Genomic DNA, 15,139 nt, shown 5'->3' with positions numbered 1-15,139 from the left:
GTCAGTTGTCGAGAAATTGACGCAAACCTGGATGCCCCTCATGGCTCAGAAACGAGCCAATCGGGGCCGCCACTGCGATGCGGCCACGATCGATGAAGACTGCATAGTCTGCAATGCGACGAACCTCGTCGGGATCATGCGAGACGATGATCACCGTATTCGCCGTTTCCTTGTGCATGTCGAGAAGCAGTGCAGCCATCTCGTTGCGCAAGCCGGGATCGAGCGCTGCAAACGGTTCGTCAAGCAGGAGCACAGGTCGCTTTCGCACAAGCGCGCGGGCGAAGGCCACGCGCTGGCGCTCTCCACCCGATAGCGTTGCCGGCATGCGCCCCTCAAAACCGGCAAGTCCGACTTTCGCAAGCGCTGCCGTGATCGACAGCCGATCGGACTGAGAGAGTTTCATCCCGGGATCAACGCCCAGCCCAACATTGGTGAAGACATCGAGATGAGCAAAAAGATTGTTGTCCTGAAAGACCAATGAAACAGGCCGCTTCGCCGGATGCTCTCGGGTGACATTCATCCCCGCGATGAAGATGCCTCCCTGCGCCGGCACGTCGAAGCCGGCCAATAAATTGAGAAAGGTCGATTTTCCAGCCCCCGAGGCGCCAGTCACCGCGATCACGGCCGCGGCTGGAAGTTTGCAATCGAAAAGGAAATCATGCCCGCCAAGCGTCAGCGAGACATTCTGCATTTCAACCCCGTCACCCATGCAAGGCGACCTCCCGTCGCGGCGGTTGCTTCATCGTGCCGGCGATCGTCAGCAGCAGGCATATAATGCCGAGGATCAGCGCCAATCCATCCGCATCATTCGTTCGATAACTACCCATCCTGCTATAGACCAGCCACGGCAACGTCACGAAACTATCCGAGCCAAACAGGGCGACGGCGCCCAGATCACCAAGCGACAGCGCCATCGCGAACGACAAGGCCGTGAGGATAGGCTTACGCAGCGCGGGCCAATCGACGAGGCGAAGGCGGGAAAAGCCGGAAATGCCAAGGCTCGCGCTCAACCTCTGCGTCCGCCTCTGATGAATGGCATAGGAGGGCTCAAGAACCCGCATGACGAACGGCAAGGCCATCAGAGCGTTGATCGCGACTACGAGAACAGGGGCACAGGTGGTGGCATCGCCGAAAGCACGCAGAGCCATGAACCAACCGGTAGCAAGAACGATCGGCGGAACAAGAAGAACCAGCGATGAAGCGCCACCCATCGCTGCAAAAAAAGAGCGAAAAACACGTTCCTGCATGCCTGCCGAGGCGATCGTGTGGCGTGCGCGCACGAGGGCGCAAGCAAGAGTCAGCGATACCAGGGCGGCGGAAACCGACATCGCCGCGCTCGTTGCAACCGAGCGCCAAAAGATCGGCTCAGCCAGAAGCTTCACCAGATCGGCACGCAAACCGGCCACGATCACCGACACAAGCGGCAGCCCCAGGAATAGCGTAGCGAGGAGAACCGAACCACCATCGGCCAGTCGTGCGCCAGGCGATACCCCGTCCGGGCGTTTGATCGTCTTGCCGGTCGTCAGTCCCTCGTCGCCGGTTGCAGGAAGGAGCGACAATGCCCCAAGCACGACAACGGTCAATGCGATCTGCAACAATGAAAGCGCAACCGCCTTCGGCGGATCGAAATCGAACCGGAGAGACTGATAGATCGCGACTTCTATGGTCGTTGCGGCCGGTCCGCCGCCGAGCGTCAGTACCAGGGTGAAACTGGTGGCACACAGCATGAAAATGAGACCGGCGACGCCTGGAATGACCGAGCGCAGGACCGGCCATTCGACAAACCGGAAAATCGAACCCCGCCGCATGCCGAGGCTGCTCGCCATCAGCCAATACTCTCCTGGCACGCGCTCGAGCGCAGCCAGCATGAGCCGGGCGGCCAGCGGCAGATTGAAGAATACGTGGGCGAGCAGGATGCCGGACAAGCCGTAGATGCTAATCGGCTCCGCAAGGCCAATCTCGGTGAGGATCAAGTTCAAGACACCCTGCCGACCCCAGATGCCGATCAGACCCAGCGCACCGATCAGGACAGGCAAGCCCATCGGCACCGCGAGAAGGCGAATGACCCAGATCCGGCCGGGAAAGCGCGGCTGACGCGCCAACGCTTGCGCTAGCGGAATGGCGAAGACGATCGACAGAGCGGTCGACAGAACCGCCTGCACCAATGTGAAGCGAACAACTCTCAGAACATAGGGATCGAACAGCACCTCGGATATTGCCAATGGGCCGCTCGCCGCCAGCAGGGCCAATGTCGCCAGACTGACGAAGAAAACGATAGCGGCGAGGCTCAACACCCCGCCGGTCATCGCCCACCGCTTCTCAGCCGTGGTTTGCAGCATCAGTTCATGCTCATGGCGGCCAGCCACTCGTCGATCCAGGCCTTGCGGTTCTTCGCCACTTCGTCCGAGCTCATGAGGAAGGTCTTCGACGGGTTGACCAGCTTGCCGAAGGCATCCGGTAGCGGCTGAGACGTCGCGGACACTGGCATCATCCAGTTGTTGGTCGGGATCGTATCCTGAAAGCCGGGCGTTACCATGAACTTCAGAAAATCATGGGCAAGGTCCTTCTCCGGCGCGTTCTTCATCAGGCCGGCAACCTCAATCTGAATGTAGTGCCCCTCGGAGAAAGCAGCAGCCTGATAGCGATCAGTGTTCTCCGCCACCATATGGTACGCCGGCGAAGTCGTATAGGACAGGACCATGGGTGCCTCACCCTTGGTGAAGAGGCTATAGGCTTCAGACCAGCCAGGCGTCACCGTGAGAACGCGGTTCTTCAACTTTTCCCAGGCTTCCGGGGCCTTGTCGCCATAGATCGACTTTACCCATAGCAGCAGACCGAGGCCCGGCGTCGACGTGCGCGGATCTTCGATCACGATTTTCTGCGACGGATCGCCTTCGACCAGATCCTTCATGCTCTGCGGCGGGTTCTTGATCGTCTGCGTGTCGTAGATCACGGCGAAATGACCATAGTCGTAAGGTACAAAGACGTCGTCCTTGTAGTCGCCGGGAACCTTGAGCGCGCTGGTATCGACACCGCTCGCATCAAACAGCCCCGTCGCCTTGGCCTCACCGACAAGATTGGTGTCCAGACCGAGCACGACGTCGGCCTTGGTGCCTGCACCCTCGAGCTTGAGGCGCGAAAGAAGGGCAACACCGTCCGCGACGCTCACGAAATTGACCGTGCAATCGCAGGTCTTTTCAAAGGCTTCCTTCACCTTGGGGCCGGGTCCCCATTCTGAGGTGAAGCTCTCATAGGTGTAGATGGTCAGCGTCTTGCCGGCCGCGCTCGCATCTGCCGCCGATACGGCAAGAAATGCTGGCAAGGCGACAAGAAGCATGCGAGTCTTGGTCATAAAATTGAACATGGCACCTCTCCTCTTGGTGTACGCACATGAAGGGGAATGGGCGGTGCCTGGTGTCACGCGTCTAATCCCTCCGCCGGTGTTAGCCGGATCAGGTTCCGCGGGTTAGCGCTTTACGCGCCTCTCAGCCGTGCGTCGGACAGACACAGGGGCACCCCGTTAGAGCGAGAAGAGATGTACCGTCGTAATGGGTTTATGACAAGAGGCGGCGTGACCCGCCTCAAGCTGATTATTCTGCCGCTTCGGCAGCGGGTTTCGGCTGCTTGACTTCACCAGCGCGCGGCAATTGAACAGGCTCCAGCATCAACGCTGCGGCAAGACCGATCAGTGCAATCACGCAGGATGTCATGAACAGCGGCGTAAACGCGCCGGCATAAGCGTCTGCAACCGCCTCGCGCGCGGCCTCCGGCAGAGCCGCCATCATCTTCGGTGTCAACTGCTCGATATCGGCAATACCGGAAATAGAAGTGCCATGCCTGCCAAGCTGCGAGGCGACGATTGCCCCGTAGATGGAAATCGCGATCGATGCGCCACCCATGCGCGAGAGTGTCACGGAGCCAGTTGCGGCGCCGACATCGCGGGCGGGAGCCGCATTTTGAACGCCGATCACCGGTACCTGCTGCGCGAGACCAACGCCCAATCCATGGAATGCCATGATCGCACCGATCACGAACACCGACGTTCCCGCATGCACCTGCGTCAGCATCGCAAATGCGAGTGCGCTACAGGCGAGACTTGCGACCGCAAAAGGCTTGTAGCGTCCCGTTGCAGCGATGATCCGTCCGGCAGACAACGAACCGCAGACGATGCCACCCGTAAGCAATACGAACAGGCCGCCGGCGCTCGACGGGGAAAGACCTGTGGTCGTTTGCAGGAAAAGAGCAAAATAGTTGACCATGCCTATACCGATCGCGCCGCTCATGATCGACATGACAAGCATCAGCCCGAAGGTCGAATTGCGAAACAGCTGCAGCGGAATGATCGGCTCGGCCGCGCGGCGCTCGACGAGAACCCACAGCACCGCACACAGGACGCCGACAGCAATGATCGAAAGGGCAGGCACCGAGACGAGGGAACCAAAGAGTTCGCTGCTATCGGCTGCAAGCACGACACTCGTGGTCGTCAGGGCAAGCAGGAGAGCACCGGCATAATCGATCTTGGGGCGGCGATGCGGCTTGCGATAGGGCAACATGAAGATAAGCCCGGCGAATACGACAACACCGATCGGCACGTTGACGAGAAATATCGAACGCCAGCCGAACAGGTCGCTCATCGCGCCGCCAAGTACCGGGCCGATCGCGCCTGATGCCATCAGCACGAGGCTGGAATAGCTCTGGTAGCGAGCGCGCTCTCGCGGCTCGAACAGATCGGCGTTCACCGCAAAGATCGACACCATGATGCCACCGCCGCCCAATCCCTGGAGAACGCGCGCGGCAATCAGCGTATTCATGGAGACGGCCAGTCCGCAGACGGCGGAGCCAACCGTGAAGATCAGGATGGCGGCCATCATCACGTACTTGCGGCCGAAGAGATCGCCGAGCTTGCCGTAGAGCGGCATCACGGCGCTCACCGCCAGCAGATACGCGGAGCCTACCCAGCTGAACCGCTCGAGATGTCCGAACTCACCAACGATCGTGGGCAGCGCGGTGGCGACGATCTGGTTGTCCAGCGTGGCCATGAACATGGCCGTCATAAGGAAAAGAAAGAGCACCAGCCTGCGACGATGATCCGTCACGAGCGGCACGACGGCAGCTTGCATATCCATGAAGAAATCATTCCAATTGGAAGGTGAGCGATTTTATGTGCTATCAGCATATATTTGTCAATGTCACATTGATGACAGGCGCATATTCTCATCCCCATTTGGTTCTGATATGATTTCGACATGAGCGAAACCGCAGCCAAACTTGAAGACGACGACACGGTCCGGGAAGGTGTCTCCTACATCGGCCAAAGCATGTCGCGCATGCGACTGATGACCGGGCGACGTCTGATCGGTCGACTGGCGATCCAGAGCATTGTTCCCGGCCTCGAACTGTCGCATCTCGACGTTCTGGAGGCCGTCCGGCGCGCCGAGCCTGATGGAGAAGTCACGGTCGGCGCGATCGCGGAAGCGATGCGCATCGATCCGTCGCGTGCAAGCCGCGTGGTCTCTGAGATGGTCGGCCGCAACATCCTGCTCCGCAAGGCCTCCCAGGCTGATGCGAGGCGGATCGTCGTCGTCATGACGCCGCTTGGCCAGCGCCTGATGTCTGAGGTCAAGGCGCAGAAACTCGCGATCATTTCCGAGATCGTGGCGGACTGGAGTAATGATGATGTCGAAATGTTCGGAACGCTTTTCGACAGGTACATATCCGGCTTCGAAGCGGTTTTTCAGGCACGTATGAAGGATGTGGCCGAGGACGGCTAACAAGCGCCTTTCCCTTGCCCCCCGCTTTGCGCTATGGGCAATGCCATGAACCAATCCACCTTCACCATTCTGCTGGGCGGCGAGTTGCGACTGACCGATCGCCTGCAAAAGGAGGTCGCGGGAACGCGCTTCATTGCGGCTGATGGCGGCATGCGCCATGCGCTCGCACTTGGCGTCGTACCCGAGCTTTGGGTTGGCGATTTCGATTCGACGCCGACAGATCTCGATGACTCATTCCCTGGCGTGCCTAAGCAGCCCTATCCGGCGGCAAAGGCATCGACCGACGGCGAGATCGCCGTATCGGAAGCCATCAGGCTTGGCGCCCGGCGACTTGTTCTTGCCGGTGCATTGGCCGGCGAGCGATCCGATCACGAGCTCCAGCATCTTCTCTATGCGGTCAGCCTGGCGGAAGCGGGCTTCGACGTGCTGCTGACGTCTGGCACCGAAGAAGCCGTGCCGCTCATTCCCGGCGCTATCGATCTGGATTTGCCGAAGGGATGCCTCTTTTCCGTTCCAGGCTTCAGCGAACTCGCGGGCCTCAACATCGAAAACGCGCGCTATCCGCTGATGAATTTCCATTTGCCGTTCGGCTCGTCGCGCACCATTTCCAATGTCGCGGAAGGCCCTGTGCGCTTTTCGCTTGAAAGCGGCCGCGCGATCATCCTCGCCCGTCCCTACGATCTTTCCGGAGTCTGATTTTTGGCGCCCCCCATCCTTAAACTCGATGACATCTTCCTGAGCTTCGGCGGCGCGCCGCTTCTGGCGGGCGCCGCCCTGCAAGTGGAGCCCGGCGACAAGATCTGTTTGGTCGGCCGCAACGGATCGGGCAAGTCGACATTGCTGAAAATTGCCGCCGGCCTTGTCGAGGCCCAGTCCGGCGAGGTGTTCCGGCACCCGGCATCAACGGTTCGCTATCTCGAACAGGCTCCCGATTTTGCTGACTACAAGACGGTTCAGGCCTATGCCGAAGCCGGTCTCGGGCCTGGGGATGATCCGTACCGCGTGACCTACCTGCTGTCGCATCTCGGCCTGACCGGCGAGGAGGATCCGAAGAACCTTTCTGGCGGCGAAGCCCGCCGCGCGGCACTCGCCCGCGTTCTCGCTCCCGAGCCGGATATCCTGCTGCTCGACGAGCCGACCAACCACCTCGACCTCCCGACGATCGAATGGCTGGAAGGCGAATTGCAGAAGAGTCGCAGCGCCCTCGTTCTGATCTCCCACGATCGCCGCTTTCTCGAAAAGGTCTCGACTGCCACTGTCTGGCTCGATCGCGGCACCTCGCGCCGGCTCGACCGGGGGTTTGCGCATTTCGAAGCCTGGCGCGATCAGGTCCTCGAGGCGGAAGAGCTGGAGCAACACAAGCTCGGCAAGGCGATCGAGCGCGAGGAGCACTGGCTGCGCTACGGCGTGACAGCGCGGCGCAAGCGCAACATGCGCCGCCTCGGCGAGCTGCAGACAATGCGCTCGCAATATCGCGGACACAAGGGCCCGCAGGGATCCGTGCAGGCAACCATTTCCGACGCACAGGAATCCGGCAAGCTCGTCATCGAGGCCGACAAGATCACCAAGACCTATGGTGACCGTCCGATCGTCACGCCGTTCTCCATCCGCGTTCACCGTGGTGACTGTATCGGCCTCGTCGGCCCGAACGGTGCCGGCAAGACGACGCTCTTGAAGATGCTGACGGGGCAGCTTGCTCCCGACACCGGCACGATCAAGCTCGGCACCAATCTCGAAATCGCAACGCTCGACCAGAAGCGCGAAGACCTGAACCTGGATGATACGCTTGCGCATTATCTCACCGACGGTCGCGGCGAAAACCTGCTGGTCAATGGCGAACAGCGGCATGTGACCGGCTACATGAAGGAATTTCTGTTCCAGCCGGAGCAGGCCCGTACGCCGATCAAGAACCTCTCAGGTGGCGAGCGCGCCCGGCTGATGCTGGCACGCATGCTGGCGCGCCCGTCGAACCTACTCATCCTCGACGAGCCGACCAACGATCTCGACATCGAAACGCTGGATCTGCTTCAGGAAGTGGTGGCTGGCTTTCCGGGCACCGTCATCCTCGTCAGCCACGACCGCGATTTCCTCGACCGCACCGTGACATCGACGATCGCACCAGCCGTTCCCGATGCACCGGACGGTCGCTGGATCGAATATGCCGGCGGCTATTCCGACATGCTCGTACAGCGCAAGGGTGCCGCAGACGAACGCAAGAAGGCTGAGCGGGCGGAAAAAGCGAAAGCGCAGGACACCGCCGTCGCCGAACCGGCAAAGGCCAAGGGCAAGCTGTCCTTCAAGCAAAAGTTCGCTCTCGAGAACCTGCCCAAGGAAATGGCCAAGGCCGAGGCCGAGATTGCCAAGCGCGAAGAGAAGATGGCCGACCCCAATCTCTTCACGAAGGATCCTGCCACCTTCAACCGGCTGGCCGCGGAAATGGAGAAATTCCGCGACGGCCTGACGAAAATGGAAGAGGAATGGCTTGAGCTTGAGATGCTCCGCGAGGAACTAGAGGGTTAGGCGGCGAGCTCCCAATTTCTGAGCCATATGGGGGCTGAGGCGAGCATAACTTCGGCAAGGAAGTGCCTGGCGACCTTGTCGAAACGTGTTGCCACGCGCCGAAAGTGCTTGAGTGTACAGAAGTAACGTTCGACGACATTACGTTTCTTATAGAGCACCAGATCGGCTGTGCGCTGGACCTTGCGACCGGTCGGCAAGTCGCCTGGGGCGACGGACAGTACCCGAGCTTTTAGCAGGGTAACCCGGCCTCGTGTTTGCGGTCCCTGCCCGGGTCGGGCAAGTCGACGCTGCTGCGTTGCCTGACCAGAGTGATCGAGAAGAGCAGAGCCCGTAGGGTGCTTGCCAATCTCGAGATGAACCTTCCCTGGGCCTCTTGATATCGATCGCAAGGCCGCTCAAGCTGACGTCGTTCTGGCAGCGGTCGGTTAGCCTGAAATGGCACAAGTTGATTGCTGTTGAGACGGCCACATCAACACTGACCGGAAAGCTAAGGTGATCGGCGATATCGGGTTTGATCAGGCCTCACTCTGGCGCGACTACACCGATGTCGCGGGAGGTGGACCCGATGACGATCATAAGCTGCCCAATACCGTGGTCTGTATGCGAAGAGATCTGAGTGAGAATTGAAAACGGATGTGGCGTGACACATTCGTCGAAGAACCAAGAAGGAACCGGCACGTGGCGGAATTTCCAACCAAGGCAAAAGTCGTCATCATCGGTCTCGGCGGCATCGTCGGCGCCTCGATCGCCCATCACCTGATCGAACGAGGATGGGACGACATCGTCGGCATCGACAAATCGGGTATCCCGACCGATATCGGCTCGACCGCCCACGCCTCGGACTTCTGTTACACCACGTCACACGACTATCTCTCGGTCTGGACCACCCAGTATTCGATCGATTTCTACGAGAAGATGGGCCACTACTCCCGCATCGGTGGCCTTGAAGTCGCGCGTACCGGCGACGATGCCTGGATGGAAGAGATCAAGCGCAAGCTCAGCTCCGCCAAGGCCTTCGGCACCCGGGCGCATTACGTCTCGCCCGCTGAGATCAAGGAAATGTTCCCGCTGATCGAGGAAGATCAGGTCCAGGGCGGCATGTTCGATCCCGACGCCGGCCTCGTCATTCCGCGCTCGCAGACCGTTGCCGGCAAGCTGGTCGATGCCGCCGAAAAATCCGGCAAGCTCCAGATGTTCGGCAACACGCCGGCCCAGTCGCTGATCGTCGAAGGTGGCCGCATCAAGGGCGTCGTCACCCATCGCGGCACCATCATGGCCGATCACGTCATCGTCTGCGCCGGCCTCTGGGGCCGCCTGATCGCCGAAATGGTCGGCGAAGACCTGCCGGTCATGCCGGTCGATCATCCCCTCACCTTCTTCGGCCCCTATAACGAGTTCGAAGGCACCGGCAAGGAAATCGGCTTCCCGCTTTTGCGCGACCAGGGCAACTCCGCCTATATGCGCGACACCGGCGACCCGAAGACCACCGAAGGCGGCCAGATCGAGTGGGGCTACTACGAGACCACCAATCCGCGCATGTGCCACCCGCGCGAACTGCTGGAAAAGCACGAGGCGCGCCTCTCGCCCTCGCAGCGCGATCTCGAAATGGAACAGATCCTCGAGCCGCTCGAAAAGGCCATGGAACTGACGCCGATCCTCGGCGAGCTCGGCTATAATGAAGGCCACTCCTTCAACGGCCTGCTGCAGGTCTCCGCCGCCGGCGGCCCCTCCTGCGGCGAGAGCCAGAAGGTGCGCGGCCTCTGGTACTGCGTTGCCATCTGGGTCAAGGACGGCCCGGGCTACGGCAAGCTGATCGCCGACTGGATGACCGACGGCCGTACCGAGATCGACCACAATTCGATCGACTATTCCCGCTTCTACCCGCACCAGCTGACCGAGGACTTCATCGCCGGCCGCTGCTATGAGGCCGCGCAGAAGATCTACTTCCCCGCCGTCCACACCCGCGAACCCTATGCGTCGGGCCGCAACGCCAAGCGCTCGCCCTTCTACGAGCGCGAAAAGGAGCTCGGCGGCTACTTCATGGAGCTCGGCGGCTGGGAGCGTGCGCATGGCTACAAGGCCAACGAGCATCTGCTGGAGAAATACGCCGATCGCGTTCCGGTGCGTGAAAGCGAGTGGGACAACCGCCACTTCTGGCGCGTCTCCAACGCCGAGCATCTTGCGATGAGCGAGGATTGCGGCATCGTCAACCTCAGCCACTTCCACATGGTCGACCTTGAAGGCCCCGATCATGTCGAGCTGCTTGAGTGGCTCTGCGCAGCCAAGATCGGTGGTGACGCCAATATCGGCAAAGGCATTTACACCCACTTCCTCGACGACGAGGGCATGGTCCGCGCCGACTTCACCGTCATCCGCATGGCCGACCGCTGCCGCCTCATCAACGGCGCCGATGCCGGCCCGCGCGACTTCCACTACATGAAGCGCGTCGCCGAGGATCGCGGTCTCGACGTGACCATCACCGACGTCTCGGAAAAGTTCATCACGATCGGCATCTGGGGCCCGAACGCTAGGCCCACGCTGAAGAAGGTCGTGGCCGAACCGGCAGCGCTCGATCCTGAAAACTTCGCCTTCGCGGCCATCAAGCCGATCGAGATCGCGGGCAAGACAGTCACCGCCTTCCGCATCTCCTATGTCGGCGAACAGGGCTGGGAGCTGCACATGAAGTACGAGGATGGCCTAGCCGTCTGGGATGCGCTCCGCGCCACCGGCGTCATGCCCTTCGGTGTCGAAACCTACGCGAACTCGCGCCGCATGGAAAAGTCTCTGCGCCTGCAGAACGGCGACCTGCTCACCCAGTACAATCTGCTGGAAGCAGACCTCGCCCGGCCGAAGGTCAAGGAAGCCGATTTCCGCGGCAAGGCCAAGCACCTGGAATACAAGGCCCGCGAACACCAGCCGGCGATGCTCTGCACGCTCGTCATGACCGAAAACACCGACAGCAAGGGCGTCAAGCGCTACCCCGTCGGCTCCATGCCAGTCATGGATCCGGAAACAGGCAAGACGCTGGTCGATAGCCTCGGCCGCATCTCCTACACGACCTCGGTCGCCTACGGCCCGACGGTCGGCAAGAACATCGCGCTCGCCTACCTGCCGCAGGAATACTGCCAGGTAGGCCGCAAGCTGAATGTCGAATATTTCGCCGAGACCTATCCGGTCGAAGTGGTCAGCGTCGGCTACAAGCCGATCTACGATCCGGAGAACCTGAAGCCGCGCACGTGATTGCGAGCCGCACTCACGTGAGAAAGCAAGAGGCAGGAAACCGTTCGGTCCGAACGATTTAAGGAAATCGTACGGCGGTTGCCGCCTACGCCTATGCTTCGAGCCGCCGCGGATGCGGCATCGACCGGCTGCAGCCGAACTGGCGGCAGCCGGATCATCCTTCAGGGACGAGATCGCAGAGCGATCACTTCCTGCTCCTCAGCCAGCCTGTTGAACGCATAAGCCGAACCCACGGACGCTCGTCCCATCAATTGGCGCTATGCTTCGATCGCCTGATCCCGACGGAAAGACACCGAGCCCTAGCTGGTTTGCGAAGCAAGCCACCAGGTTGGTTGAAACGGGCCGGCTGATCGCTCGGCCGACTTGGTCGTGGAACTGGGCGACGCCGCGCGCCGGCCGGGCTATCCGACTCCCTTGAGCCAATAGAACCGTTTCCATTTGAGGACGGGCGGTCCTAGCTCCTCAGCATGGCGTTCAGCCATGCTGCGAACGCTTTCGCGCGTCGTTCAGATGGCTGGCGCCGGCGAGTTCGGCACCTTCGCAACGACTACCGGTTCCGGCCTCCCCAGAAGGGGCTCGAGATGCAGGATGCGCGGCTGCAGCGCTTCGACATAGGCCTCGGAGCGGCCGATATAGATCATCGTGCTTTCGGGCATGGATTCGAGCACCTTGATCATCGTGACCAGCCACGCCGGCTCCATGCCTTCAAGCACTTCGTCAAAGACGATCCAGCGCGGGCGGACAAGCAGCAGACGGGCGAAGCCAATGGCTTTCTGTTCGTCGGAGTCGAGCAGCTTGTCCCAGCGCGCCTGCGTGTCGAGGCGTGCAATCAGGTGCTGGAGCCCAGCCGTTCCGAGCGCAGCTTCAACGTCGGTATTGTTGTAGGTGCCGGCCGGCTCGGGAAAAGCAAGAACCTCGCGGAGCGTGCCGCCGGGTATGTAGGCCGACTGCGGAACGAAAAGCATCTCACCGGAAGACGGCAACCCGATCTTGCCGGAACCGAACGGCCATATTTCTGAAAGCGCCAGGAAAAGCAGGCGTCGGTTGACGCTATGATCGCCATTGATCATGACTTTCTCGCCGGCCTTGATGGTCACGCTGGTCTCGTGCACCCGGAAGCCACCACATTGGTCGATTTCTTCCCCAATCTTGGCCGCGATCTGCACCCGGTCGAGCGTCAGCGTATCGGAAGCCTCCTTCTCATAGTCGATACCTTCCTTGAGATTGTGATCGTCGCCCATGCTCGTCAGCGCCTGACGAAAATCGGTGACGCGCATTAGCGTTGCGCGCCATTCGGCAATCGGCCCGAAGTTCGAGACATACCAGCGAAGCGCGGTGTTGACTTGGTTAAACGCGCCGACCGACATCATCAGCTGGCCGAACGTGAGGCCGCCCGAGAAATAGGCGGGGGCCGCAACGATGATGGGGATGACCACGACCAGCCAGCCATAACCGGCGGAAACCCAGGTCAGGTTCACGTTGGCCATCGCCAACCTTCTGAGAACAGCAAGCACGCCGCTGATGTCCCCATTGATGCGCAGCCGTTCGTTCTCCTCGCCGCGCGCGACGGTAATCGCCGGCATGTTTTCGTTTGCGTGCATCAGCGCGAAACGAAGCTCGGCTTCCTTGGAGAAGCGGTCGGCGTTCAATCGAACAAGCTTGCGACCGACGAGCTGGCTAAGAACGGAGGCGGACGCTGCGTAGAAGACAGCCGCCCAAACCATATAGCCAGGAATGGAAAAACTGTGCGTGCCGAAATGAAAGACGAAACCGCTCGACAATTCCCAGAGCACGCCGATGAAGCTCACCAGGAGGATGGTCGACTGGACCAGCCCGATCATCAGGCTCGTGGTGCTTTCGGCAAGATTTCGCGCATCCTCATGCAGACGCTGGTCGGGATTGATACCGATGAGCCCGCTGGCGGACAAGCGCAATGCCCGCTTTCGCTGCAGCCACTGATCGACCAGATCGCGGGTTAGCCCCTCGCGCATGTAGAGCGCGGTCATCTGGTTGAACCACGCCTGAATGACGTTCAGTAGCAGGAGCAGACCGGCGATCAGGGCAAAGATCTTGAGCTGATGAAAGAATCCCGGCAGGTCGCGACGCGCAATGGCGTCGTAGAATGGCGCATTCCACTGGTTCAGGAGCACCGTTGCATAGGCAGTCAGCAGGATGACACCGATCAGCGCCGGCCCGATAAGCAGGACCTTGGTGCGCACGCGGGAACTCCAGAAGGCGGCAAACATCACCTTCAAGCGATAGATCAGGCTCAACTCGTAACCCACTCGATCCTGCGCCTGGATGCTCTGCCTCCCTTTTACATCATCTCTCATTTGCTTTCCTAAACCACCCATCTCACCTGAATAACATGGCCTTCTATCCTGTCCAGCAACAGATTCTAGCAACCATTAATGCGGCAGTTATCGTCCGGAAGCGTCCTGTACCGTTTCGGACATTGATTCGCGGGCTGAGTAGCGCTATCTAATGCACTCCGTGGTGATTTGGCCGGCCGGCTTGCAGCCACGTTAAAGAAGTTGCTAAAGGGCCGCGTGCGGACCGATAGCGATATTTCGTTTTTCTTGTCGAGTGACCGCAATGCCCATTAAGATTCCCGATACATTGCCCGCCTTTGAAACCCTGGTTCAGGAAGGCGTACGCGTGATGACCGAGACGGCGGCAATTCGCCAGGACATCCGCCCCCTGCAGATCGGGCTTCTCAACCTCATGCCGAACAAGATCAAGACGGAACTGCAGATGGCGCGTCTCGTCGGCGCCTCGCCTCTCCAGGTCGAACTGTCGCTCGTCCGGATCGGAAACCACAAGGCAAAGAACACCTCGGAAGACCATCTCCTCTCCTTCTACCAGACATGGGAAGAGGTTAAGCACCGGAAGTTCGACGGCTTCATCATCACGGGCGCGCCGATCGAGACCCTTCCATATGAAGATGTGAACTATTGGGGCGAAATGCAGCAGATTTTCGACTGGACGCAAACAAACGTCCATTCGACGATGAACGTCTGCTGGGGCGCGATGGCGGCGATCTACCATTTCCATGGCGTTCCCAAGCACGAACTGAAGGAAAAGGCGTTCGGCGTCTATCGCCACAAGAACCTCGCACCGTCGTCCGTCTACCTGAACGGTTTTTCCGACAACTTCGAGGTCCCGGTCTCGCGGTGGACTGAGGTGCGCCGCGCCGATATCGAAAAGTCGGAGAGCCTCGAGATCCTCATGGAATCGAGCGAGATGGGCGTGTGCCTCGTGCATGAGAAGAAGGGTAAGCGGCTCTATATTTTCAATCACGTCGAGTACGATTCAACGTCACTGTCCGACGAGTATTTCCGCGACGTGAATGCCGGCGTTCCGATAAAGATGCCGCAGAACTATTTTCCCCATAACGATCCGTCGCTTGCCCCGCAAAATCGCTGGCGCAGCCACGCGCACTTGCTGTTCGGCAACTGGATCAATGAGATGTACCAGACGACGCCCTACGATCTCGAGGAGATCGGCAAGAACAGCTGAAGGTTCTTGCATCGCAAGATCGAGCGCCACCATTGATCTGGTGGCGCTTCTTTTTTATCGCACGGCGGTTGCGAATTGCGGCAAATGGG

At 60.1% G+C, this 15,139-nt stretch carries 10 protein-coding genes, 1 pseudogene and 2 riboswitches; of the genes and pseudogenes, 5 read left to right on the top strand and 6 right to left on the bottom strand.

Annotated elements, in window-relative coordinates; all coding sequences use genetic code 11:
• Position 1 precedes the first annotated feature (1 nt).
• The 4 genes from QTL94_RS13190 to QTL94_RS13175 all read right to left on the bottom strand — a co-directional run bounded on the left by QTL94_RS13190 (position 2) and on the right by QTL94_RS13175 (position 5,126).
• On the bottom strand, positions 2–709 hold the full coding sequence (locus tag QTL94_RS13190; protein ID WP_065694581.1) for a thiamine ABC transporter ATP-binding protein: 708 nt from the start codon (positions 707–709) through the stop codon (positions 2–4).
• Positions 702–2,339 carry a thiamine/thiamine pyrophosphate ABC transporter permease ThiP gene (gene thiP / locus QTL94_RS13185; RefSeq protein ID WP_065694582.1) on the bottom strand — a complete coding sequence of 546 codons (1,638 nt, stop codon included), beginning with the start codon at positions 2,337–2,339 and terminating at the stop codon, positions 702–704. Before thiP ends, QTL94_RS13190 begins: the two co-directional genes overlap by 8 nt.
• Positions 2,339–3,337, bottom strand: a complete 999-nt coding sequence (gene thiB / locus QTL94_RS13180; protein WP_244499582.1) for a thiamine ABC transporter substrate binding subunit — start codon at positions 3,335–3,337, stop codon at positions 2,339–2,341. Before thiB ends, thiP begins: the two co-directional genes overlap by 1 nt.
• Before the next feature lie 75 nt (positions 3,338–3,412).
• Positions 3,413–3,530: riboswitch (TPP riboswitch) on the bottom strand.
• A gap of 60 nt (positions 3,531–3,590) precedes the next feature.
• A complete protein-coding gene (locus QTL94_RS13175) occupies positions 3,591–5,126 on the bottom strand; it encodes an MDR family MFS transporter (protein ID WP_289802166.1) in 1,536 nt (511 codons plus the stop codon).
• A gap of 120 nt (positions 5,127–5,246) precedes the next feature.
• Here QTL94_RS13175 and QTL94_RS13170 point away from each other — a divergent pair, with 120 nt between their 5' ends.
• The 3 genes from QTL94_RS13170 to QTL94_RS13160 are packed head-to-tail and all read left to right on the top strand — an operon-like array spanning position 5,247 to position 8,291.
• Entirely contained in the window at positions 5,247–5,771 is a 525-nt protein-coding gene (locus QTL94_RS13170) for a MarR family winged helix-turn-helix transcriptional regulator (RefSeq protein ID WP_113521431.1), read from the top strand.
• Positions 5,772–5,816: 45 nt separating this feature from the next.
• Positions 5,817–6,467 (top strand): thiamine diphosphokinase, encoded by a 651-nt coding sequence (locus QTL94_RS13165; RefSeq protein WP_289802163.1) that lies wholly within the window; start codon positions 5,817–5,819, stop codon positions 6,465–6,467.
• A gap of 3 nt (positions 6,468–6,470) precedes the next feature.
• Positions 6,471–8,291, top strand: a complete 1,821-nt coding sequence (locus QTL94_RS13160) for an ABC-F family ATP-binding cassette domain-containing protein (protein ID WP_289802161.1) — start codon at positions 6,471–6,473, stop codon at positions 8,289–8,291.
• Here the strand turns inward: QTL94_RS13160 and QTL94_RS13155 are convergent.
• Positions 8,288–8,443, bottom strand: a pseudogene (locus QTL94_RS13155) (IS5/IS1182 family transposase); the annotation flags it as partial. The gene QTL94_RS13160 and the pseudogene QTL94_RS13155 overlap by 4 nt on opposite strands.
• Positions 8,444–8,969: 526 nt before the next feature.
• Between QTL94_RS13155 and QTL94_RS13150 the strand changes: the two are divergent.
• The gene (locus QTL94_RS13150; RefSeq protein WP_289802159.1) at positions 8,970–11,531 is read left to right on the top strand and encodes a GcvT family protein; all 2,562 of its coding nucleotides are present in this window, start codon (positions 8,970–8,972) and stop codon (positions 11,529–11,531) included.
• A 506-nt stretch (positions 11,532–12,037) separates the two neighbouring features.
• Here QTL94_RS13150 and QTL94_RS13145 read toward each other — a convergent pair.
• Positions 12,038–13,864 carry an ABC transporter ATP-binding protein/permease gene (locus tag QTL94_RS13145; protein WP_289802157.1) on the bottom strand — a complete coding sequence of 609 codons (1,827 nt, stop codon included), beginning with the start codon at positions 13,862–13,864 and terminating at the stop codon, positions 12,038–12,040.
• Between the two features lie 150 nt (positions 13,865–14,014).
• Positions 14,015–14,092: riboswitch (SAM riboswitch) on the top strand.
• Between the two features lie 34 nt (positions 14,093–14,126).
• On the opposite strand from QTL94_RS13145, the gene metA reads away from it, so the two are divergent.
• A complete protein-coding gene (gene metA / locus QTL94_RS13140; protein ID WP_065694590.1) occupies positions 14,127–15,050 on the top strand; it encodes a homoserine O-acetyltransferase MetA in 924 nt (307 codons plus the stop codon).
• Positions 15,051–15,139 lie beyond the last annotated feature (89 nt).

Origin of the sequence: Rhizobium sp. S96, from assembly GCF_030382195.1 — a bacterium.
In the GTDB taxonomy this organism is placed as follows: domain Bacteria; phylum Pseudomonadota; class Alphaproteobacteria; order Rhizobiales; family Rhizobiaceae; genus Rhizobium.
Note: the sequence above shows the minus strand (reverse complement) of the source record. Positions and strands in the feature narration are given on the sequence as shown.